This is a genomic window from Nocardia sp. NPDC004722 (genome assembly GCF_053601505.1).
The window spans coordinates 1-19,354 of the sequence record NZ_JBSGBY010000082.1 but is presented as its reverse complement, the minus strand read 5'-3'; the positions used below and the strand labels follow the sequence as shown (position 1 = coordinate 19,354).

The 19,354-nt window shown below is 68.2% G+C and carries 16 protein-coding genes and 1 pseudogene; 7 read left to right on the top strand and 10 right to left on the bottom strand.

Features of this window, described 5'->3' with window-relative positions:
- The 3 genes and pseudogenes from ACWELQ_RS11390 to ACWELQ_RS11380 all read left to right on the top strand — a co-directional run.
- A partial coding sequence (locus ACWELQ_RS11390; protein ID WP_452396931.1) for a hypothetical protein occupies window positions 1-414 on the top strand: 414 nt, incomplete at its 5' end.
- Window positions 415-462: 48 nt separating this feature from the next.
- Complete coding sequence (locus tag ACWELQ_RS11385; RefSeq protein WP_452396930.1) at window positions 463-1,221, top strand: HAD family hydrolase; 759 nt, start codon at window positions 463-465, stop codon at window positions 1,219-1,221.
- A pseudogene (locus ACWELQ_RS11380) lies at window positions 1,221-3,568 on the top strand (glycoside hydrolase family 65 protein). Before ACWELQ_RS11385 ends, ACWELQ_RS11380 begins: the two are co-directional and overlap by 1 nt.
- Here ACWELQ_RS11380 and ACWELQ_RS11375 read toward each other — a convergent pair.
- The gene (locus ACWELQ_RS11375) at window positions 3,565-5,082 is read right to left on the bottom strand and encodes an FAD-dependent oxidoreductase (protein WP_452396929.1); all 1,518 of its coding nucleotides are present in this window, start codon (window positions 5,080-5,082) and stop codon (window positions 3,565-3,567) included. The pseudogene ACWELQ_RS11380 and the gene ACWELQ_RS11375 sit on opposite strands and share 4 nt — an antisense overlap.
- Before the next feature lie 189 nt (window positions 5,083-5,271).
- Window positions 5,272-6,234 carry a ferritin-like domain-containing protein gene (locus ACWELQ_RS11370; protein ID WP_452396928.1) on the bottom strand — a complete coding sequence of 321 codons (963 nt, stop codon included), beginning with the start codon at window positions 6,232-6,234 and terminating at the stop codon, window positions 5,272-5,274.
- Window positions 6,235-6,424: 190 nt separating this feature from the next.
- Here ACWELQ_RS11370 and ACWELQ_RS11365 point away from each other — a divergent pair, with 190 nt between their 5' ends.
- Window positions 6,425-7,624: an AI-2E family transporter gene (locus tag ACWELQ_RS11365; RefSeq protein ID WP_452396927.1), complete on the top strand. Its 1,200-nt coding sequence runs from the start codon at window positions 6,425-6,427 to the stop codon at window positions 7,622-7,624.
- Between the two features lie 12 nt (window positions 7,625-7,636).
- Here ACWELQ_RS11365 and ACWELQ_RS11360 read toward each other — a convergent pair whose 3' ends face one another.
- From ACWELQ_RS11360 to ACWELQ_RS11345, 4 genes are all read right to left on the bottom strand, one after another.
- Window positions 7,637-7,966 (bottom strand): hypothetical protein, encoded by a 330-nt coding sequence (locus ACWELQ_RS11360; protein WP_452396926.1) that lies wholly within the window; start codon window positions 7,964-7,966, stop codon window positions 7,637-7,639.
- Window positions 7,963-12,462, bottom strand: coding sequence for an HAD-IC family P-type ATPase (locus ACWELQ_RS11355; protein WP_452396925.1), 4,500 nt, complete (start codon window positions 12,460-12,462; stop codon window positions 7,963-7,965). The genes ACWELQ_RS11360 and ACWELQ_RS11355 overlap by 4 nt, the downstream gene beginning before the upstream one ends.
- Window positions 12,463-12,489: 27 nt before the next feature.
- A complete protein-coding gene (locus ACWELQ_RS11350) occupies window positions 12,490-12,819 on the bottom strand; it encodes a plasmid stabilization protein (protein WP_452396924.1) in 330 nt (109 codons plus the stop codon).
- A 104-nt stretch (window positions 12,820-12,923) separates the two neighbouring features.
- Window positions 12,924-13,166 (bottom strand): hypothetical protein, encoded by a 243-nt coding sequence (locus ACWELQ_RS11345; protein ID WP_452396923.1) that lies wholly within the window; start codon window positions 13,164-13,166, stop codon window positions 12,924-12,926.
- 65 nt (window positions 13,167-13,231) lie between these two features.
- Between ACWELQ_RS11345 and ACWELQ_RS11340 the strand changes: the two genes are divergently transcribed.
- Genes ACWELQ_RS11340 through ACWELQ_RS11330 form a run of 3 tightly spaced genes read left to right on the top strand, consistent with a single transcriptional unit; the run spans window position 13,232 to window position 14,860 of the window.
- The gene (locus ACWELQ_RS11340) at window positions 13,232-13,519 is read left to right on the top strand and encodes a hypothetical protein (RefSeq protein ID WP_452396922.1); all 288 of its coding nucleotides are present in this window, start codon (window positions 13,232-13,234) and stop codon (window positions 13,517-13,519) included.
- Window positions 13,500-14,021, top strand: a complete 522-nt coding sequence (locus tag ACWELQ_RS11335) for a DUF6879 family protein (protein ID WP_452396921.1) — start codon at window positions 13,500-13,502, stop codon at window positions 14,019-14,021. The genes ACWELQ_RS11340 and ACWELQ_RS11335 overlap by 20 nt, the downstream gene beginning before the upstream one ends.
- Window positions 14,018-14,860: a helix-turn-helix domain-containing protein gene (locus ACWELQ_RS11330; RefSeq protein ID WP_452396920.1), complete on the top strand. Its 843-nt coding sequence runs from the start codon at window positions 14,018-14,020 to the stop codon at window positions 14,858-14,860. The genes ACWELQ_RS11335 and ACWELQ_RS11330 overlap by 4 nt, the downstream gene beginning before the upstream one ends.
- A gap of 100 nt (window positions 14,861-14,960) precedes the next feature.
- Here the strand turns inward: ACWELQ_RS11330 and ACWELQ_RS11325 are convergent, their stop codons facing one another.
- The 4 genes from ACWELQ_RS11325 to ACWELQ_RS11310 all read right to left on the bottom strand — a co-directional run.
- The gene (locus ACWELQ_RS11325; protein WP_452396919.1) at window positions 14,961-16,025 is read right to left on the bottom strand and encodes a hypothetical protein; all 1,065 of its coding nucleotides are present in this window, start codon (window positions 16,023-16,025) and stop codon (window positions 14,961-14,963) included.
- A 670-nt stretch (window positions 16,026-16,695) separates the two neighbouring features.
- Window positions 16,696-17,865, bottom strand: coding sequence for an epoxide hydrolase family protein (locus ACWELQ_RS11320; RefSeq protein ID WP_452396918.1), 1,170 nt, complete (start codon window positions 17,863-17,865; stop codon window positions 16,696-16,698).
- A gap of 251 nt (window positions 17,866-18,116) precedes the next feature.
- Window positions 18,117-18,536 (bottom strand): hemerythrin domain-containing protein, encoded by a 420-nt coding sequence (locus ACWELQ_RS11315; protein ID WP_452396917.1) that lies wholly within the window; start codon window positions 18,534-18,536, stop codon window positions 18,117-18,119.
- 264 nt (window positions 18,537-18,800) lie between these two features.
- Window positions 18,801-19,354 (bottom strand): hypothetical protein (locus tag ACWELQ_RS11310; RefSeq protein WP_452396916.1); only part of this gene is annotated, 554 nt, incomplete at its 5' end.

The following is a 19,354-nucleotide window of genomic DNA, read 5'->3' as shown; positions in this document are numbered from 1 at the left end:
CGGACCGGTCGGTTGCAGGGTGGCCGCGGCGGTGGAGATCCGGAATCCGTGCCCCGTCTGATCACGGCAGCCGACGCCGGTGTGCGCGCCCTCGCCGACACCGTCGGGATGGTCGCCGACTTCGGGATCGGCGAGGTGACCGATATCCGGATGGCGCTCGACGAGATCGCCACCGGGTTGATCCTGGACGCCGTGCCGGGCGCGGACGTGGACTGCCGCTTCGCCTACGACGATCGATGCATGACCATCCACGTCTCCGCGGTGACCCGCTCCGAAGACACACTGGCGCAACGGAACCTGTGCTGGCCCGCCGTGCGGGACCTGACCCGCGCCGTGCACGCGGTACGCCTGCCCTTCGACGAGGGCCGCTCCGGCTACCGCACCGCGGTCGAATTCAGCTGGGCCCGGGCGTGAGGCGCCGCGCGCTTGTTTGCTGGCGGGGCACCCGGGTACGGCAGCGGTATGAACGACGACATCGGCACCCTCGTCGGGCTCCCGGCCGGCATCAGCGCGGCGCTGTTCGATCTCGACGGTGTGCTCACCGATACCGCCGTGGTGCATGAACGCGCCTGGAAGACCGTGTTCGACGAGTTTCTGAAGGACCGCTGCGGCAGCGGGTTCGAGCCCTTCACCGAGCAGGATTACGAATCGCTGGTCGACGGGCGGCCGAGGCTCGACGGTGTCCGGGAGTTTCTGAGATCGCGCGAGATCACGGTGCCGGAAGGGACCGAGGGGGACGGCCCCGACGAGGACACCGTGCACGGGATCGGCAACAGGAAGGACACGTTGCTGAACTCGCTGATCAAGCGCGACGGGGTACGGGCATACCCGGGTTCGGTCGACTACCTGACGGCGGTGCGAATGGCGGGCCTTCGCATCGGTGTGGTGTCCTCGTCCGCCAACGCGGCGGCGGTGCTCGCCGCGACGGGGCTCGATCGATACGCCGAGATCCGTATCGACGGAAAGACCTATGCGGAGCGCGGTCTGCGAGGCAAACCGGCGCCGGATGGATTCCTTTCGGGTGCACAGGAGTTGGGCGTCGAACCGCGCGAGACGGCCGTGTTCGAGGACGCCATCGCGGGTGTGATGGCCGGGCGCGCGGGTGGATTCGGATTCGTCGTCGGTGTCGCCCGACATCGTGACGCCGACTACGCGGACGAAATACACCGGGCCGGAGCGGATGTCGTCGTCACCGACCTGGCCGAGCTGACGGACAAGTGATGACCGGCTCGGGATTCGAGATCGCGCCCTGGGAATTGCGCTGGCGCGGTGTGGACTTGGACGCCCTCGCACGCGTCGAATCGACTCTCGCGCTGTCGAACGGGCACCTCGGCTTGCGCGCCACCCTCGACGAGGGCGAACCCCTCGCCATGCCGGGCACCTACCTCAACGGCTGCTACGAGTCGCGCCCGTTGCCGTACGCCGAAGCGGGCTACGGCTATCCGGAAACCGGGCAGACGATCGTGAACGTGACCGACGGCAAGATCATCCGACTGCTCGTCGAGGACGAGCCGATGGACCTGCGCTACGGCCACACCGAGACGCACGAGCAGGTGCTGGACTTCCGGTCGGGCACGCTGCGTCGCACGACCGTGTGGACCTCGCCGACCGGGCGGCGGGTACGGATCCGCTCCCAGCGGCTGGTCTCGTTCACCGAGCGCGCGCTGGCCGCGGTGCGCTACGAGGTCGAACCGCTCGACGGCGATCTGGAAGTGGTCGTGCAATCAGACCTGCTGACCAACGAACCGATCCCGGCGCGCCCCACCGACCCCAGACTCGCGGCGGCGCTGGATCATCCGCTGGTGGGGAGTCCGCGACCGCGGGCGAACTGGCCGCGGTCCTCGTGCACCGGACCCGGCGTTCCGGACTGCGTGTGGCGGCCGGGATGAACCATCTCTTCGACGTCTCCGCACCGGCCCGCTGTGAGGTGCGCGCCGAGGACGACCTCGCGCGGGTGACCATCGCCGCCGACGTCCCCGCGGGGGATCGTCTGTGCCTGACCAAGTTCCTGGCCTACGGCTGGTCCGCGCGACGCTCGGCGTCGGCGCTGCGGGCACAGGTGGAGGCCGCGCTCGCCGCCGGAATGGAGATCGGCTGGGACCGATTGCTGTCGCGGCAGCGCGACTACCTCGACGAGTTCTGGGCGCAGGCCGACATCGAAATCGACGGCGATCCCGAACTGCAACAGGCCGTGCGATTCGCCCTGTTCCACGTTCTGCAAGCGGGCGCGCGCGGCGAGGCGCGGGCCATCCCCGCCAAGGGGCTCACCGGCCCGGGTTACGACGGTCACGCGTTCTGGGACACCGAGATCTACGTGCTGCCCGTGCTCACCTACACCATGCCCCTCGCCGCCGCGGACGCCTTGCGCTGGCGGCACTCCACCCTGGACCGGGCGCGGCAGCGAGCGCGGGAGTTCGGACAGGACGGCGCGATGTTCCCGTGGCGCTCCATCAACGGCGAGGAAGCCTCCGGCTACTGGCCCACCGCCACCGCCGCCGTCCACGTCAACGCCGACATCGCCGACGCGACCGCCCGATACCTGGCCGCGACCGGCGATGAGCAATTCGAAACGGAGTGCGGCACAGAACTTCTCGTCGACACCGCGCGCCTGTGGGTGAGCCTCGGCCACCGGGACTCCGCGGGAAGGTTCCGCATCGACGGCGTCACCGGCCCCGACGAGTACTCCGCCCTCGCCGACAACAACGTCTACACCAACCTCATGGCCGCGCGGAACCTGCGCGCGGCCGCCGCGGCGTGCACGCGCCGGCCCGATCTGGCCGAACGATTCGGGGCGGACTCCACGGAAGTGCTGCGCTGGCTCGGCTGTGCCGAATCGATGTTCATCCCCTACGACGAGAAACTCGGCGTACACGAACAATCCGAGGGCTTCACCCGCTACGAGCCATGGGATTTCGACTCCACTCCACCGGAGAACTATCCGCTGCTGCTGCACTACCCGTATTTCGACCTCTACCGCCAGCAGGTCGTCAAACAGGCCGATCTGGTACTGGCCATGTACCTCTGCCCCCACGCCTTCACCCCCGCCGAAAAGGCGCGCGACTTCGACTACTACGACCCGCTGACCGTCCGCGACTCCTCACTGTCCGGCTGTATCCAGTCCGTCCTGGCCACCGAAGTCGGCCGTCCCGCGCTCGCGTACACCTGCTTCCGCGAGGCAGCCCTGCTCGATCTGCACGACCTTCACCACGACGTCGGCGCCGGCATCCACATCGCCGCCCTCGCGGGCACCTGGATCGCCTGCGTCGGCGGTTTCGGCGGTCTGCGAGACGCCGACGGCACCCTCTCCTTCGCCCCACGCCTCCCCGCGGCCCTTCACCGCTTGACCTTCCGAATCCTCTGGCGCACCAGCCGCATCGCGGTGACCATCACGCCCACCGCGACCACCTACCACCGCCAGTCCGGCACGCCCCTCACCCTCACCCACCACGGCCACTCTGTCACCCTGACCGAAGCCCCGGTAACTCTCCCGAACCCACCGGCGCCTGCTGAACCCGTCGGCGACAGCATGACCGCACCGCATCGGGATTCGAACGGCGGTGCCCGCTAAGGTGTTCGGGGGCCGGTGATAGGGCGGGACAGCGGGGTCAGATGCTGCGTAGCGGGACCCTCGAGGCGGGTGCCGTCGGCGGCGAAACGGGAGCCGTGCAGCGGACAGTCCCAGGACTTCTCGGCCGGGTTCCAGCGCACGATGCCACCCAGGTGGGGGCACACCGCGGACACGGTGGTGGTCGTGCCGTCCATGGTGCAGGTGGCCGTCGGGCGGTATCCGCGGCGCTCGACGCGACCGGTGCCCTCCGGCGCGGGCGCGGGGTCGGCGCCGCTGTGCGCCAGATGCCACCAGCCCCTACTGAATTCGAGTGCGACGGCGGTATTGGCGCGTGCGGCGGCGGGCACCGAGCGCAACTCGTCCGGTCTCCAGGTGGCGAAGGCATCGGCCCAGTCGGGTGGCTTGCCGATGATCCGGCCGACGAGCACCTGGGCCGCGACCACCGCGTTGGTGAAGCCCCATTTGGCGTATCCGGTGGCGAGCAGGATGCCGTCGCGGCCCGGAAGCAGGGGACCCGCGTAGGGCAGTTCGCCGACCGGTAGGTAGTCCTGTGCGGACCAACCGGCCAGCGGCGTCGCGGCGGGGAACCAGCGCGCGGTCCAGTCCCGCAGGTCGGTGAAGTGATTCTCGGTGTGGTCCGCGCGTCCGACCACATGCCCGTTTCCGCCGACGAGCAGCACATCGCCGTCGGGGTCGGGGACGGTGCGCACCGACCGGGTGGGCTCGCCCGCGGTGAGGTACATCGGGAGCGAAAGTCGTTGGGGCAGACGGTAGGCGGTGAGGTAGGAGCGGACCGGGGTCAGGCGGGTGAAGAATCCGCCGCGATCCAGGATCGGGGTGCCGGTGGCGAGGACGACGGTGCCCGCGCGGACCGGACCGTGCTCGGTGCTGATGACGTGATCGCCGGTGAGAGCCGAATCGACGCCGTGCACGAGACTGGATTCGTAGATGGGTACCGCGTGCGATTCCACGTCCGCGGCGAGAACCGTCAGCAGCGACATGGGATTCACTTGCGCCTGCCTGGCAAGCCGCACACCGCCCAGCGCGGGGAAGGGCGCGTCGATCCGCTCGCTCAGTTCGACCGGCAACCCGGCCTCCCGCAGCGCGCCGAATTCCCTTCGAACGAAGGCCAGTTCGCGTTCGGACTGCGCGTAGGTGCAGGCATCGGCGGACTGCCAGGCGACGGCGTGGCCGTCGCAGTACTCCATCAGCCAGCTCTGCCCCGCGCGGTTGCCGTCGAGGTAGGCGCGCAGCGTGGCGGCGTCGTGCCGATGCCGGATGCGTTGTGCCCGAATGCCTTGCAATAGACTGATTTTGGCGGTGCTCGCGCCCGTTGCGCCCGCGCCGATGCGCTGTCCTTCCAGCACCGCGACCTCGATCCCGTGCTGCGCCAGGAGCAGTGCGGTGGCCAGGCCGGTGAGCCCGCCGCCGATGATCACCACGTCGTAACGCAGTCCCGCCGTGACGCGCAGGCGCGCGGGGATGGCTGTCTCGATCGCCCAGATCGGTGTCATAGTGTCGCAATAGCCGCTCGGCGTGGGATGAAACGGCTGCGGCCGAGAGGAATGTCTCGCCCGTGCGACCCGGGCCTACGGACGCGCGAATCGGCCGCCCCCGCAACGCATTTCGGTGCCTGGGGCGGCTGCTTCGATCGGACTGGCCGGGATCCGTCAACTGCGCCGGATCACGTCAGCTGCGCCGGATCACTCGAGTCCGGTGATCCCCGGTGCGATGGCCGCGAGACGGGCCTGGGAGGCCGACACGACGCCGCTCCGGTTCTTGTGCGCCTCCTCGTAGGCCAGAATCGCGCGCAGGTCGGCGGGCGAATTCAAGTCCTTGATCGCCGCGACGGTCTGGGAGACGTTCAGGTCGTCGTAGCCCTTGATCGGCAGTTCACCGGGCTCGAGAACGCCGGTGGCGGTGCGGACCGAACGCAGCGCCTCCGCCGTCGCCTCGGCACCCTCCCGGCGGGTGACCTGCTCGGCCGTCTCGAGCGCGGCATCGCGGGAGGCGCTGAACGTCTTGGCGGCGATGTCCTTGGCGTGCGCGCCGCGCGACAACAGCTCCTCGAGCGCGGGCGGTGCGGCACGGAAAGTGTCGAGGACCCGGTCGATGCCGCGCACGGACCAGGACGCCGGGATATTGGCCGCCTTCACGGCGGTGCCGGTGACGACCTGCAAAGGCGTGCGGCGCAATGCGGCCGGACCGCCGAGCGCGTCCTCGGCCAGCACCGTGGTCAGCCAGTCCACGGTCGCGGTGTGCGCCTTGATCAGTCGTTCCGCCAGCGCCACCACCTCGCGTTGCCGCCCGTCGGTGGCGAGAGCCTTGATGTAGCGGGATCGGTCCAGCAACTGGTGTTCCAGGGACAGGTCGCCGAGCAGGGATTCCTCGAATGGCCGGCCCTGTTCGCCCAAGGTCTTGAACGCGGCGATGAGCCGCCCGAGGAACGGGCCGACCACGGCCGGTACGCCGCCGAGGGTACGGATGGCGGATTCGATGACCTCGGCGCGGGCGCGGCCGTTGGCGGCGTTCTCCGACAGCTCGCGGCGCACTGCCTCCGTGCGCGCCTGCGTGATTCGAGTCTCGGCGATCTGAATCTCGGTGTTGGTCAGGTCGCGGACTGCGCGCAATTGCGTCAGCAAGGTTGTGGTGTCGCGTGTGCTCATGAGTATCTGGTCCTTCGACAGGGTGCGATGGATCGGCGCGACGATGCACCACTGTTCGACTACCCCGAGCCCGAACTCGAAACCCGGCCGCGCTGCGGCGTCCGGTATTTCGCCCGAGAAAGGGTATGTCCGGACATACGCCGCTGTCGGAAAGAGAGATCTGATGGGAATTCTGCGGAGAGTCCGCGCGATGCGCCGTGACCCGCCGGGAGAGAGCGATAATCCTTCTCCCACACCGGAGTCCGGTCACAAGGAGGAGGTGGCGCAGCCGCACGGCGAGGCCGAAGGCGATGCGCTGCTCGCGGCCGAGGCGGACGCCGCGCGAGCCCGGACCGCCCGGCATCCGCTGGGCACGCCCGGACGGCCGTTCGACCGGCGTTCACCCTTCATGATCGGGATGGCCGCGGCGGCGGGCGTGGCCGTGACCTACGGCGCCATCCACGTGCTGATCGCGGTGGGACAGGTCCTCATTCTGATCCTGATCGCGTTGTTCCTGGCGATCGGCCTCGAACCGGCCGTGTCCTGGCTGGTGCGCCCGTGGTTTCCGCGCTGGGCGGCCGTCACGGTCGTATTCCTGGTGGCGATCGGATTGTTCGCCGGTTTCCTGGCCGCGGCGATCCCACCGCTGGTCACGCAGGGAGGCGCGCTCGTCCACACCGCCCCGGACTATGCCTCCCACTTCACCCAGCGATATCCGGCGATCGCCTCGCTGGACAATCGATTCCACCTGCGCGACAAACTCGTCAGCTCGCTGAACTCGGGGCAGGGCAGCGTGGCCGGGGGAATCGTGACCGCGGGTCGGCAGATCTTCAGCGTGGTGAGCGGAACGGTGATCGTCGCCGTGCTCACCGCCTACTTCATGGCCAATTTCGTTCAGGTTCGGGCGGCCATCTATCGTCTGTTCCCGCGTTCTCGTCGGCCCCGCGCCATCCTGATCGGTGACGAGATCTTCGCCAAGGTCGGTGGATACATCCTCGGAAACCTGCTGATCTCGCTGATCACCGCGGTGCTGACCTTCGTGTGGCTGATGTTCTTCGACGTGCCCTATCCGCTGTTGCTCGCCGTCCTGGTGGCCCTGCTGGACCTGGTGCCGGTGGTGGGCTCCAGCCTCGCCGGGGTCATCGTCGCCCTCGTGGCGCTCACCGTGTCCGTGCCGGTCACCATCGCGACGGTGGGATTCTTCATCGCATTGCGGCTGCTCGAGGACTATGCGCTGGTGCCTCGGATCATCGGCCGAACGGTCCGGGTGCCGGCACTCGTGACAGTGGTGTCGGTCCTGCTCGGCGGGGCATTGCTCGGCATCGTCGGGGCACTGCTGGCGATCCCGGTCGCCGCGGCGGTGCTGTTGATCATCAGGGAGACCGTGCTGCCCGCCCTCGATGACCGGTAAGGCATTGTCGCGCTACTTCTTCGGCACGAGAATGCCGGTCAAGTCGGCGTCGCGAATCGGCGTATCGGGATTCGCCTGCGCCTGGCACATCAGGGTGATGGCCGCGATGGAGGCGTCGACGGTGTCCGGGCTCGCGGTCGGCGTGACCTTCGTGTCCTGCTCGAGGTACTTGCGGACCGTGATCCGCTGCTTGTTCTGATCCTGGGCGGTGAATTCGCTGCATGGCGTCGCACCACCCTTGTTCACGGCCTCTCGGGCCTGATCGCAGGCGCTGAGGGTCAGCACCGCCGCGGCCGCGACCGTAACCATGAGGATTCGACGAATATCGGCGTTGGTGGTCATTCGGAGCTCCCTTCGAGCCGTGATCGAGCATTACGGGCGTGTCCGCTGTCGAGCGCGCTGACGGCGGTGGCGACGGCCGCCGAGCCACAGGCGATCGTCCAGGCCACGGGTCCCAGTGGGCGGCAACCGAAATAGGTGCACACGCCCGGTGTCATGACGACGGTGACCAGAACCACTCCGCTGGCGGCGGTGGTGAGCCACACCAGCGGGCTGTGGCGGGCGGCCAGCAGGGTTTGGCCCAGTTGGGTGCCGATCAGCGCGACCAGACCGATCGTGCTCGCCCGCCGGGCGGTCCCGGTGTATCGCCCGATGAGCCACGCGCCGGTGGCTCCCGCGGCGGTGGTAGCGCCCCGGGAGACGATGGCGTGCGACAGTTCGGCCCCGAGATCCGCGGGTGGCCGGGCAGCCAGGTGAGCGCCGAGTTTCTCGGCGCGGTCGGGCTTTTCGACGCTCTCGGCGACCGGGTCGGGCGACAGCGCGACCGCCATGGCCGGGAACATATCGGTGAGCAGATTGACCAGGAGGAACTGCCGGGTCCCCAGCGGGGCGCGCCCGGACACCGCGGTGCCGAGCACCGTGAACGCGACCTCGCCGGCGTTGCCGCCGACCAGGACGCCGACCGCGTCGCTGACCCGCCGCCACATGCTGCGCCCCTCGGCCAGCGCCTCGAGCAGCACCAGCGGATCGGGCTCGGTGAGCACCAGGTCCGCGGCATTGCGCGCCGCGGTGGAACCGCGTGCGGCCAAACCGATTCCGATATCGGCGGTGCGAATGGCCGCCGCGTCGTTCCCGCCGTCACCGGCCATCGCCACCACGTGTCCACTCCGCTGGAGGGCCGAGACGATGCGGACCTTGTGCCGTGGGCTGACCCGGGCGAAAACCGCGCTGCGCTCGATGAGTTCGGCCTGGGCCGTTTCGTCGAGCTCGTCGAGGTCCGAGCCGGTGGTCACCGTCGCGGTCTCGATGCCGAGTTCGCGGGCCACGGCCGCCGCGGTCACCGGGTGGTCGCCGGTGATGATGCGGGCGCCGATGTCGTTGTCGCGCAACGTGGTGACCAACGGCCGGGCCTGGGGGCGCGGGGTGTCGGCGAGGCCCAGGAACCCGATGAGCGTGAGTTTCTCGACCGCGTCCTCGATCTCGTCCGGCACGGATCGGAGATCGCGACGCGCCACCACCAGCACGCGCAGACCGCGGTCGGCGAGCTCGTGGACGAGCCGTTCGGCCCGCTGCCGTTCGGTCTCGGAAAGTGCTGTGCCGGTGCTGTTCCCATTCGAATGCCGGACCCGCGTGCAGCGGTCGAGGACGACCTCCGGCGCGCCCTTGGCGACGAGCCGCAGGCGGCGCGGGTTGTGTCCGAGGGTGGCCGCGAATCCACGGTTGGATTCGAAGGGCAACTCCTCCACGGTTTCCCAGTCCCCGGCGGCGAGCAATTCCGCGGCGGCGTCGAGGACGGCGCGATCGGTGGCGTGGACGATCGGGCCGTCGGGGTCCGGGCAGGCGTGCGCGGCGTCGCGCAGCAGCTGCCGGGCGGCGGTGCCGGGATCGTCCGGCTCCCACTGGGAGTCGAGGTCCGCCATGGCGGTGAGGCGCAATCTGCCCTCGGTGAGAGTGCCCGTCTTGTCGAAGCACACGGTGTCGACCCGGCCCAGCGCCTCCACGGTCCGGCTGGCGCGCACCAGGATTCCGCTGCGCGACAGTCGGCGGGCCGCCGCCGACTGCGCCACCGTCGCGACCAGCGGAAGCCCTTCCGGGACCGCGGCGGTCGCGACGGCGACACCCTCCGCGAGCGCGTCGCGCAGGCTACGGCCCCGCAGCCAGTCCAAGGCGGTGACGGCCGAACCTCCGGCCACCGTGGCGGGCAGTGCCCGGTCGGTGAGCTGCCGCAACTGCGCCTGCACGCCGCCGCGGCGCGGCGGAATCGCCGCTGCCGCGGCGCGTTCGGTCTCGGTGTCGGCGCCGACCGCCACCACGACCGCGGCGGCCGTGCCGTTGACGACGGTGCTGCCCTGGAACAGCATGCAGTAGCGCTCGCTCAACGCGGCGCCGGGCGTCGCCTCGACGCGCTTCTCCACGGTGACCGATTCGCCGGTGAGGGACGATTCGTCGATCTCCAGGTCCTCGCAGCGCAACAGCCGGGCATCGGCGGGCACGACATCGCCGGTGCAGACGAGGATGACGTCACCGGCGCGCAGCCGGTCGGCGGGAACGCGGTGGCCGTCGACATCGTCGAGATCCTGCGGTTCGCGCTCCAGCGTTCCCCGCTCGATGCGGTACGCGCGCAACGCCTCTCCGTGCAGGAGATCGCGCAGGGCGGACTCGGCGCGCAGCCGCTGCAGGGTCGACACCACGGCGTTGACGGTCAGGACCGAGGTCACCAGCAACGCGTCGGTCGGCGCGCCCAGAATGGCGGACGCCGCGGCGCCGACGCCCAGGATCGGCGTCAGTGGATCGGCCACCTCCGCGCGCAGATGGCCGGCGAAGCGGGCGAACGGCGCCAGCGAGGCGGTGGCGCGGTCGCGGATCGCGGTGGTCGGCTTGGGCTTCGGTTCGGAGATCGGCGCGGGCTCCGGTAGCCGCGTCAGCACTTCCCGCGCCTGCAAGGCATGCCAGGGCAGCAACGGCGATGCCGAGGCGTCCAGCTCGGAAGTCGTTGCCCGCCAGCCGCTCAGCCCGCCGGAGAGCAGTCCGGCCGCCTGTGCCGCCGTGACCGGGAGCTGTTCGTTGTGACGTTGCGGGGCGGCCGCCACCAGCAGTCCTCCCAGCGAGGCCGCCGACAGCGCGAGCGCGCGGCCACGGGCGCTGGCCTGCCGGGCGGGCCCGATCGCGGTGAGAACGTCGAGCACCTGGGCCAGTTCGGTGCACAGCACATCCGCCGACCACGGCGACCGCGGCGCGCCCGTGCGGTGGTGGCTCACGACCCCGATCGCCGCGTCGGCCGCCGCCAGTGCCCGATCGGCCGACCCGGACACGACGGCGACGCCGTGGCCCTGCTCCTGCAACCGGCGCACCAGGTCGTGCTGCGATTGGGTCCGGGGCACGAATTGGTCGGCGGAGGAACGCAATTCGGTGGTATCGCGGGAGCCTGCGAGGATCACCCGCAGTCCGGCGTCGCGCGCGGCCAGCAGGATCGCCTGGGCGTGTGGATGCAACTCGTGCCCGACCAGGACCCGCCCGGCCAGGCGCGAATCGTCGTGCACGTCATACCAGATCGGTCCCTCCGGTTCGCCTTGCTCGCGGATGCTGAGCCGCAGCGGCCCACCCTCGTTCTTTCCGTCTGAATCACCTTGCGGCGTTGAATCAGTGTGGCCCACAGGAGAATCGGCATCAGGCGTGGTCCACAGCTGATCTTGCACGGCGCTCCAGATCCGACGCCGCTCGCGGTCGTCGGCCGCCTCGGCATCGAGCACCAGCCGATGAGTCCCGAGTAGAACGTCACCGTCGATGACGATGGCGCTGAGTCGATCGAGCCGACGCCAGATCGCCGGATCGACTGTCACCACTCCGGCGAGCGTGAGCCGCAGGGCGAGGACCGCCGCGAACGATTCTCGACTCGTGCGAGCGGCTTTCGGCGCGGACAGGCCGAGCGCGGGCGCGGTGTCGGCCGCGCCGCGCCCGAACAGGGCGACGGCGGTGGCGAGCGCCGACCCGGTCGCGATCTCATCCGCGCACCGCTCGACCGGCCCGGGCGGCAACTCGACCGGACGCGGCCCGATCCGCAACGGCTCGTGCACGACCGATGGCCGCCGGGAATGATCGGTCGCCAGTTCCCATTCCCGCCAGCGCGCGTGCCGGGCGCTCGCCTCGGCGAGCACCAGCACGCGCTGACCGGCATCCACGAGCAGACTGCCCACCCCGTCACCGGCGGCCTGGCCGACGGCATTCGCGGTGGTCACCAACAGATCCGTGCGGGCCTGTCCGAGCCGCTGTTCGAGCAGCGCGCGCAGCCGCGGCTGAGTGTCGAGCATGGCGACGGTCGCCTGGAAGAATTGCACGGGCGCGCGCCGGGGCGTCACCGCGCCCGCGGCGGCGAGACCGAGCGCCACCGTATCGACGGCGAGCGAAATGGCCGCCGACAGTGCGGGTTCGAGGTCGCCGGGATGCGGTGTGGTCGGATCCCAGGGGTGGTCGGCGAGCCCGAAATCGTCCTCGACTCCCGCGACGGCGTCCACCAGATCGGGGATGTCCACGTCGGCGCCGGTCGTGACGGTGACGTGGCCGGTGAGCGAGTTGGTGTGCACGTGCTCGACACCGGGTACGCCGTCGAGCGTATCGCGCAGGGCCACAGACAGTTTCGGCCCCTGCTCGGAGCCGAGGCCGTGCACTTCCACGCTGGTCCTGTCACCGACGCGCGTGACCCTGCGATCGCGATGAAGACCCGGATCGAGCAATGTCCCCAGGTCATGACGGATCTGCGGGGCGATGTCCGTCGCGGTTCCGAGACGGCGCGTGAGATCTCGCACCGTCCCGGTGGTGAGGCCGATCAGGCGGGATAGCACGGCCCACCTCCCTTCTCTGTGGAGCTGTCAGTTCTTGCCGAGTGCCTTGGCGAGCTGAGCCTTCGTCATACTGGAGCGCCCCTTGATGTTTCGCTGCCGAGCCTCGTTGTACAGCTGGTCGCGAGTGAGCCCCTTGGGCCCCTGCCGCCCGGATCGTTTCCCTCCGCGCTGCTGTGGGGACTTCCCCTCCAGCGAGGTCCGGCTGGCAGTCTTGGTCTGCCCCGCCCGAGCCCGATTCTTGTTGACCGTCCGAGCCGCGATCTCCTCCGCCCGCTTCTCACTCTCCCCCCGATCCTCAGCGGAATCCTTGATGTGCTCGTACTGCCGTTCCTGCTTCCCGGTCCATTCCTTCGGCATACCGTCCTCCTACTCCTCGGGTCATCTCGGTAATGCCTCGCCCCCACCCGCTCAAACCGCTCCCCACGTCCGCATCGACAGCTGCATGACATCGCAAGTGACCATCAAGCCGGCAGCGACGGCGATACGCGCCGTGAGTAGGTCGATTCCGGGTGTACGGTCACCACGTCCAAGCGCTGCACCAGCGAACCAGGCGCTTCGCCATCCCCGAAATGCTCGAGCGACGGCACGAACACCGCTTCCGCGTCCAGACGCGTGGCTTGGCCGGAAACATCGGTGCGCAGATATCCGAGCGCGCGCCATGAACCGACGCTACGAAGCGGAGGTGCGCGAGCATGAACGCGCATGTTCCGATTGGAGGCAATTCCATGCGGTTACAGTTCCTCGGCAAATGTGGCACCGAAGGCGGAGGATGCCTTCGCTCTATTTGACTGATCACGACACTTATGTGGTCCAGGGTTGGACGACGGACACACCCGAGACCATCGAAATCCCGCATCACCTGACAGGATTCGTGGACCCCGACACGTTCATCGGCGCGACCATGACCGACAGCGGTCGTGGAACGTTCACCTTGTCCGGAGCCCCGGTCGCAGACCTCGAGACTCTCGGGCAGATGGACATCTACCCTGGCGAGACCTGCGTGGAAGTACCCAAGTTAGGAAGGACGTTCTACGGCAATGCAACTAGTGCAGGGTGAGGCGTTCGACGAGCTGTTCCGCGAGGCGAAGCGTGAAGCGTTCCACCTGGAAGTGCGGGACGACTACTACCCGCCGGACTACCCACCACTTGTGCGATTCCTCGCTGGAGAACCAGAGGACTACCAATGGTTCCAGCCCTGGCTGAACCAGGTCCGGGAATCGGTGGATCGCGGGGTAGCGGTCAACCGCGCACGCGTTGTCACCACCCCGCACAACGACTACACCCGATACGCGAAACACGTTGCCCGCCTGAATGTGGAGGCAGGCGAGGATGTGCGGTACTTGGCACGCCACATGATCGACCCGGACGAGTTGACCACCGATGATTGGTGGATCTTCGATGACGCGGTCGTAGCGTTCACAGTCTTCGAACCCGGAGACAACGGGCGCTGGCTCGGTGGCGCGGTAACGACCGATCCGCGCATCGTCGAGTACATCCGAACGGTCAAAGAACGGGTCTGGTCTCGGGCCGTTCCGTTGTCGGAATATCGCGAACCGTGACGGGTTCGCTGGACCAGGCGAAAGAAGCTCTCGGGGCAAGGCTTCGAGAGCTTCGCCTCGATGCGGGACTCACGGGTACCGAGCTCGCCCGTCGCGCCGGGTGGCATCAAACCAAGGTCTCGAAGATCGAGTACGGCAAGACCAAGCCCACGGACGGCGACCTGCGGGTCTGGTGTGCCCTCACAGCCTCCGAGCCCCAGTTGCCCGACCTGATCGCCACGCTGCGGAATATCGAAGCCGCATGGCTCGAGTGGAGGCGCGTCCTCGGTACCGGAACCAAACGCAGGCAACAGGCTTCGATCAGATTGGAAGCCGGAACCGAGGTGATGCGGGTGTATCACCCGTTCCTGATTCCGGGATTGCTCCAGACAGCGGAGTACGCCGAGGGCGTTCTTCGGAGCGTCATCGAGTTCCAGCAGGTGCCCGACGACATCGACGAGGGCGTGTCCAAAAGGATGGAGCGCCAACAGATCTTGTACCGGCGGAACCATCGCTTCCACTTCGTCATCGCGGAACAAGCCTTACGGACCACGGTAGGCGACGGCCGCACCATGACGGGACAACTCGACCGGCTGCTGGCGGTACTGGGCATGCCGAGAGTCGTTCTCGGCATCGTCCCGACCGAATCGCCGTACCGGGTATCGATGACGAACTTCACGATCTTCGACAACTCGAGGGTCATGGTCGAAACCGTCACAGCGGAGCTGACGGTTACCCAGCCACGGGAGATCGCCCAGTACGGCCGCGCTTTCGATGTACTGGCCGGACAATCCGTCACTGGCGAGGGAGCTCGTACTCTCATCCGGAACGCCTTGGAAACACGGTCCAACGGACAATAGAGCCGTCGAGACCCCCGACCAGAGCCGACAGCAGGCTTCGCGAAGCACCGGCCCGCTCGCCGACCCGTCCGATATCCGCTCGGTACCGGTGCGATCGGGTTCAGGATCCGTGGGCCGGCTCGGCTGAGGCCAGGGTGGCGGCGCGGGTGATCAGGGATTCGGCGACGGGGCGGGTTCGGCTGCCGAGTCCGCAGGCGCTGGCTACTCCGTCGAGGCGGTGGCCGAGGGCGTGTTCGATCATGCCCAGGGTCGCGATTTGTTCGGCTTCGGTGGGGGTTTCGTGGACGAACCCGGCATGGAAGCGGGTACCGGCGCCGAGTCGCAGGTCCGCCAACGGCGCGTAGAACGCAGTGTCGGTGGGCGGGGGTATGTCGCCGGCGGCGAGCGGGCCGTGGATGTATTCCAGGGTGCGGCCCGAAGGCCAGTGCCGGGCAACGGAATTGGCCAATGCGACCAGTGGTCGGGTGTCACGCAGGGTGGTGCGGGCTTTGTTGTTCATGCCGCCCAGGCACAAGTGCACACCGAAGCGGGTGCCCTCGGGTGCCGCGGCGGCGAGTGCTCCGATTCCCCGCCCGAATCGCAGCAGTCGGCCGACGATGCGATGCAGGGGCTGGGTTTTGGCGGCGATGACCAGTTCGGCGGGAGCCTCCAACTGGATCACGGCGTCCTCGCCCGCCAGTGCGTGGATCGCGGCGATCTCACGGGCCATCGCGGCCGCGAACGCCTTGCGGTGTCGTCGGCGAGCCGCACAGGCCAGCGCGACGGTGGTGATGGTGAAATCGGTGGCCATCCCCACCTGCAGTGCCAGTCCCGCAAGGCAGCGCTCGCCCCGCATCGCCCGGAAGGTCGGGAGAGCATCCGCTGTTTCGGCCGCGTACCCGAGATCCATTCGGTCACCGTGTAACTCGACCCCGGGCGCGACATGATGCGCGGTCGGAGCCTGACTCAACCGCCATCGTGGTTGCGGTACCTCGATCAGCAGCCCTTGGGTGACCAGGTCTTCGATGATGGGCATGATGTAGCGGTCGTAGCGGCGCGTTTCACCGGTCGGCAACGTCTCGAGCAGCGGTCCGGCGCGGTCGAGCATCGCGCGCATGGCCTCGCCGGTGTTCGTGGCGGGGAAACTACCGACCAGATGCACAGCCCGCGCATCGGTGTCCCGCATCGTCGAAGGCATCCCTTCCCTGCTCGCCGCGCGCAGCCCTGCTGGTTCGGCTCGCCCGTCACGCGGCCTGCGCTCGGTGCGTGCCCCGCTGCACACTAACGGTGATCGTAATGCCCGGATACCTTACGCACCGTAGTTCGACATCCTCGGTGTTCGATGGCCAATTCACCGCCGGGGGAGCGGAATCCGGCGGCCGCGTAATGTACTCGCACCGCTGTGACCTTGACGTTCCCCAGGTTCATGGCGTACCACAGTGGGTATCGCGATCTTGTTCTCGGATGGCCCATCACCGGCTGAAATCGCTTCTCTGTCAGCGTTTTTCGACTCGTGACCATGTCCTTCGAGTTCCCGCCGTTTCCTGGGGATTCCCAGTTTCCGGCCGCGAAACATGGAGCGAAAACTGGAGCCCGATCCCTGTTCGTTCCCGCGGTATCCCGGCGCTGACGCACGCAAGACCGCCTCGCGGACTTGTCCGGCATGTCCCAGCAGAACGTCTCCTACCTGCTGTCCAAGCCACGCCCGCAATCCGTTTGATTGCCGCGCACGCCTGCCAGCTCACGGTTCCTGTGGGCTGGCACGCGTGACCGCCGCCCCGAGACCCGGCCCCTGGCGCCGCAACAAATCCATCCGCTCCTGCCGATGTCTGGGTCGGCGGATTCCCGTTGTTCGATCAGGGGCGGAGTTCTTGGTAGAAGCCGCGGATGTCGTTGACGAGCAGGGCAGGTTGTTCAAGTCCGGGGAAGTGGCCGCCACGGTCGAATTTGGTCCAGCGCACGATGTTGTGGGCTTGTTCGGCGATGCGGCGCACCGACACCGAGATGTCGTGGGGGAATTGAGCGACCGCGACGGGGACCCCGATGCGGGGGCCGGGCTGGCCCCAGGTGAGGCCGTCTTCGAAGTAGTAGCGGGCCGCTGACCCGGCGGTGGCGTTGAGCCAGTAGATCATGATGTTGGTCAGCAGGGCGTCGCGGTCGATCGCGTCTTCGGGCCGATCGATCGAGTCGGTCCAGTCCTTGAATCGCTCGGCGATCCAGGCCATTTGCCCGACGGGTGAGTCGGTGAATCCGTAGGCCAGGGTTTGGGGCCGGGTGACCTGCAGCATCCAGTACGCGCCGACCTCGGAATTCCAGCGCTGCCCCGCGGCGAGGGCCCGTTGATCGCCGGGATCGTCGGGGTCGGCGGTGGCGGGGTCGATGAGCGCGGACAGGATCGAGGTGACATGGATGCCGGCGACATGCTCGGCGTCAAGCCTGGCCAGATGCCGGGTGACCTGGGAGCCGAGGTCGCCGCCGTGAGCGCCGTAGCGGTCGTAGCCGAGTCGCGCCATCAACACTGCTAGGGCTCGGGCGACCCGTTCTGCGGTCCAGCCGACTGCGGGCCCGGAGAATCCGAATCCCGGCAAGGTCGGCACGACTACATGGAAGGCGTCGCGGGCGTCGCCGCCGTGGGCTGCCGGGTCGGTCAGCGGGCCGATCATGTCCAGGAATTCCACGATCGATCCCGGCCATCCGTGAGTGAGCACCAGCGGCATAGCGTCCGGGACTTGGGAGCGGACGTGGATGAAATGCAGGTCGTGGCCGTCGATTTCGGTGCGGAACTGCGGGAAGGTGTTGAGCCGTGCTTCCTGGGCGCGCCAATCGTAGCTCTCGCGCCAGTAGCGGGTCAGCTCCTGCATGTAGTTCAGGGGGATGCCTTGGGTCCATCCCACGCCGGGCGCTTCATCGGGCCAGCGCACCGCATCCAGTCGTCGATGCAGGTCCTCGATCCGATCCCGCGGGATATCGATGCGGAAGCTGCGAACCGTGCTGGAACTCTCGAAAGAATCGATGTCAGCGGTCATGACGATCAACCTACGGATGATGCAGGTCAGAAGCTGTCCTAGATCATCCAGCGGAGAGGCGTGTCGCCTACGCGCTCACCGAGACGGAGAGCGCGGCGCGGCGGAAGGTCAACCGGTCGTGCCGAACTGGGCCGTCGTGGACGTCCGTTGCCGCCGAGTGCCGGATGGGTTCGCACGGCGTGGCGGTAATACTGGCCGACGGCCGCGCCCGTCGAATCCTGATGAGATGGTGAGCGTTTCTACCGGGGGGGTCATCGCCTTCGGCCAAACAGCTCCACTGCGGTGTAGTCGGTGCTGGGTAGCTTGTCCAAGGCGGCCGCGATGCGACGCTCCTCCCATTGAAAATGGGATTCCAATATGGCCGATGGCCCCGCGATCTCGCCGCGCACCGTTGCCAGGTTCTCGGCGCTGAGATCGGCAAGCGCGGTTGTCATGCGGGTCAGGATGTCCGCGACCAGATGGTGGTCGGCGGAGAGCTCGGCCAGTACCGGTCCCAAATCCGGGAAGCGTTGCGCCAGAGCGGGAAACGCTGACTCGTCCTCGCTCGTGTGATGGTCGGTGAGAGCTTGGCAGAAAGCCAGGCAGTGCGCACGCAGGTCACGAAGGGGGGCGGATCGGGGCGTTGGCCGGGTACTCATCCAGGGCGCGGGTAACGCGGCGTAGTTCGCCACGCAACCAGTCGTGAGTGCCGATCAATTCACGGCCCAGTGCCCGGGCACGATGGGGATCGGTGGACATGGAGGTCTCTTTCGCGAAGGAGGGACAACCAGGAGACGACCCTCGCGGGTGACAAGACGCGCGAAGGCATGGAAGGCGTTGTGCCAGTGGTTATCACGCGCCCCGAGCAAGGCACGCTCTCACCATCAGCAGGGAATCAGATGTCGGGCCTGTCACCTGATCTTGCCGCAGCCCCCCAATCGCCGTTCGCTCACAGCTCAGGTGGGCTGTTCCCATCGGGTGCAGAACACGCCGGACCGGCGCGAACCTCGATCCTCTGGTGGTACCTGGCCACATGCCTGAAACCATCGGGGGCGGCCCTGGTTGTCGAAGGCTTCGACGGCGGGTGTCCAGTGGCCGGTGGTGATGGGTTGGGCGCAGTCGCGCCATTTCGAGTCGATGCTCGGGTCGTACTCGTAGCCCCAGGACAGCCACAGGCGGTCCCGATCCGATTTGGAGACAACGAAATCCGCCCACACGATCCATCCGTATTTGGGATGCCGCTGGGCGCGCAGCGCGACCTCGCGGTCCATGATCGGGGTGCGCAGCGCCGTCGAGGTGGGATACAGGGTCTGAATCGGGGTGGCCGGGTCGGGCTCGCGGGCTTCGGCACAGTCGGAGTACGCCATCAATGGCGAGTCCATCCGGGGGTGGTAGGGCGCCGGTGCGCGCCAGTCGTTCCATTTCCACCCGGCGCCTATGCCGAGCCCGATGCCGAATACGCCGGCCATCAGGCAGGCGAGCAGCGCACGTAGCGAACGTCGGCCGCGTC

Coding starts and splice junctions, on each gene's coding strand:
- ACWELQ_RS11325 (WP_452396919.1), bottom strand. CDS start 16,025: ATGCGGGACACCGATGCGCGGGCTGTGCATCTGGTCGGTAGTTTCCCC.
- ACWELQ_RS11385 (WP_452396930.1), top strand. CDS start 463: ATGAACGACGACATCGGCACCCTCGTCGGGCTCCCGGCCGGCATCAGC.
- ACWELQ_RS11340 (WP_452396922.1), top strand. CDS start 13,232: ATGCCTTCGCTCTATTTGACTGATCACGACACTTATGTGGTCCAGGGT.
- ACWELQ_RS11365 (WP_452396927.1), top strand. CDS start 6,425: ATGCGCCGTGACCCGCCGGGAGAGAGCGATAATCCTTCTCCCACACCG.
- ACWELQ_RS11320 (WP_452396918.1), bottom strand. CDS start 17,865: ATGACCGCTGACATCGATTCTTTCGAGAGTTCCAGCACGGTTCGCAGC.
- ACWELQ_RS11345 (WP_452396923.1), bottom strand. CDS start 13,166: ATGCGCGTTCATGCTCGCGCACCTCCGCTTCGTAGCGTCGGTTCATGG.
- ACWELQ_RS11335 (WP_452396921.1), top strand. CDS start 13,500: ATGCAACTAGTGCAGGGTGAGGCGTTCGACGAGCTGTTCCGCGAGGCG.
- ACWELQ_RS11370 (WP_452396928.1), bottom strand. CDS start 6,234: ATGAGCACACGCGACACCACAACCTTGCTGACGCAATTGCGCGCAGTC.
- ACWELQ_RS11360 (WP_452396926.1), bottom strand. CDS start 7,966: ATGACCACCAACGCCGATATTCGTCGAATCCTCATGGTTACGGTCGCG.
- ACWELQ_RS11375 (WP_452396929.1), bottom strand. CDS start 5,082: ATGACACCGATCTGGGCGATCGAGACAGCCATCCCCGCGCGCCTGCGC.
- ACWELQ_RS11350 (WP_452396924.1), bottom strand. CDS start 12,819: ATGCCGAAGGAATGGACCGGGAAGCAGGAACGGCAGTACGAGCACATC.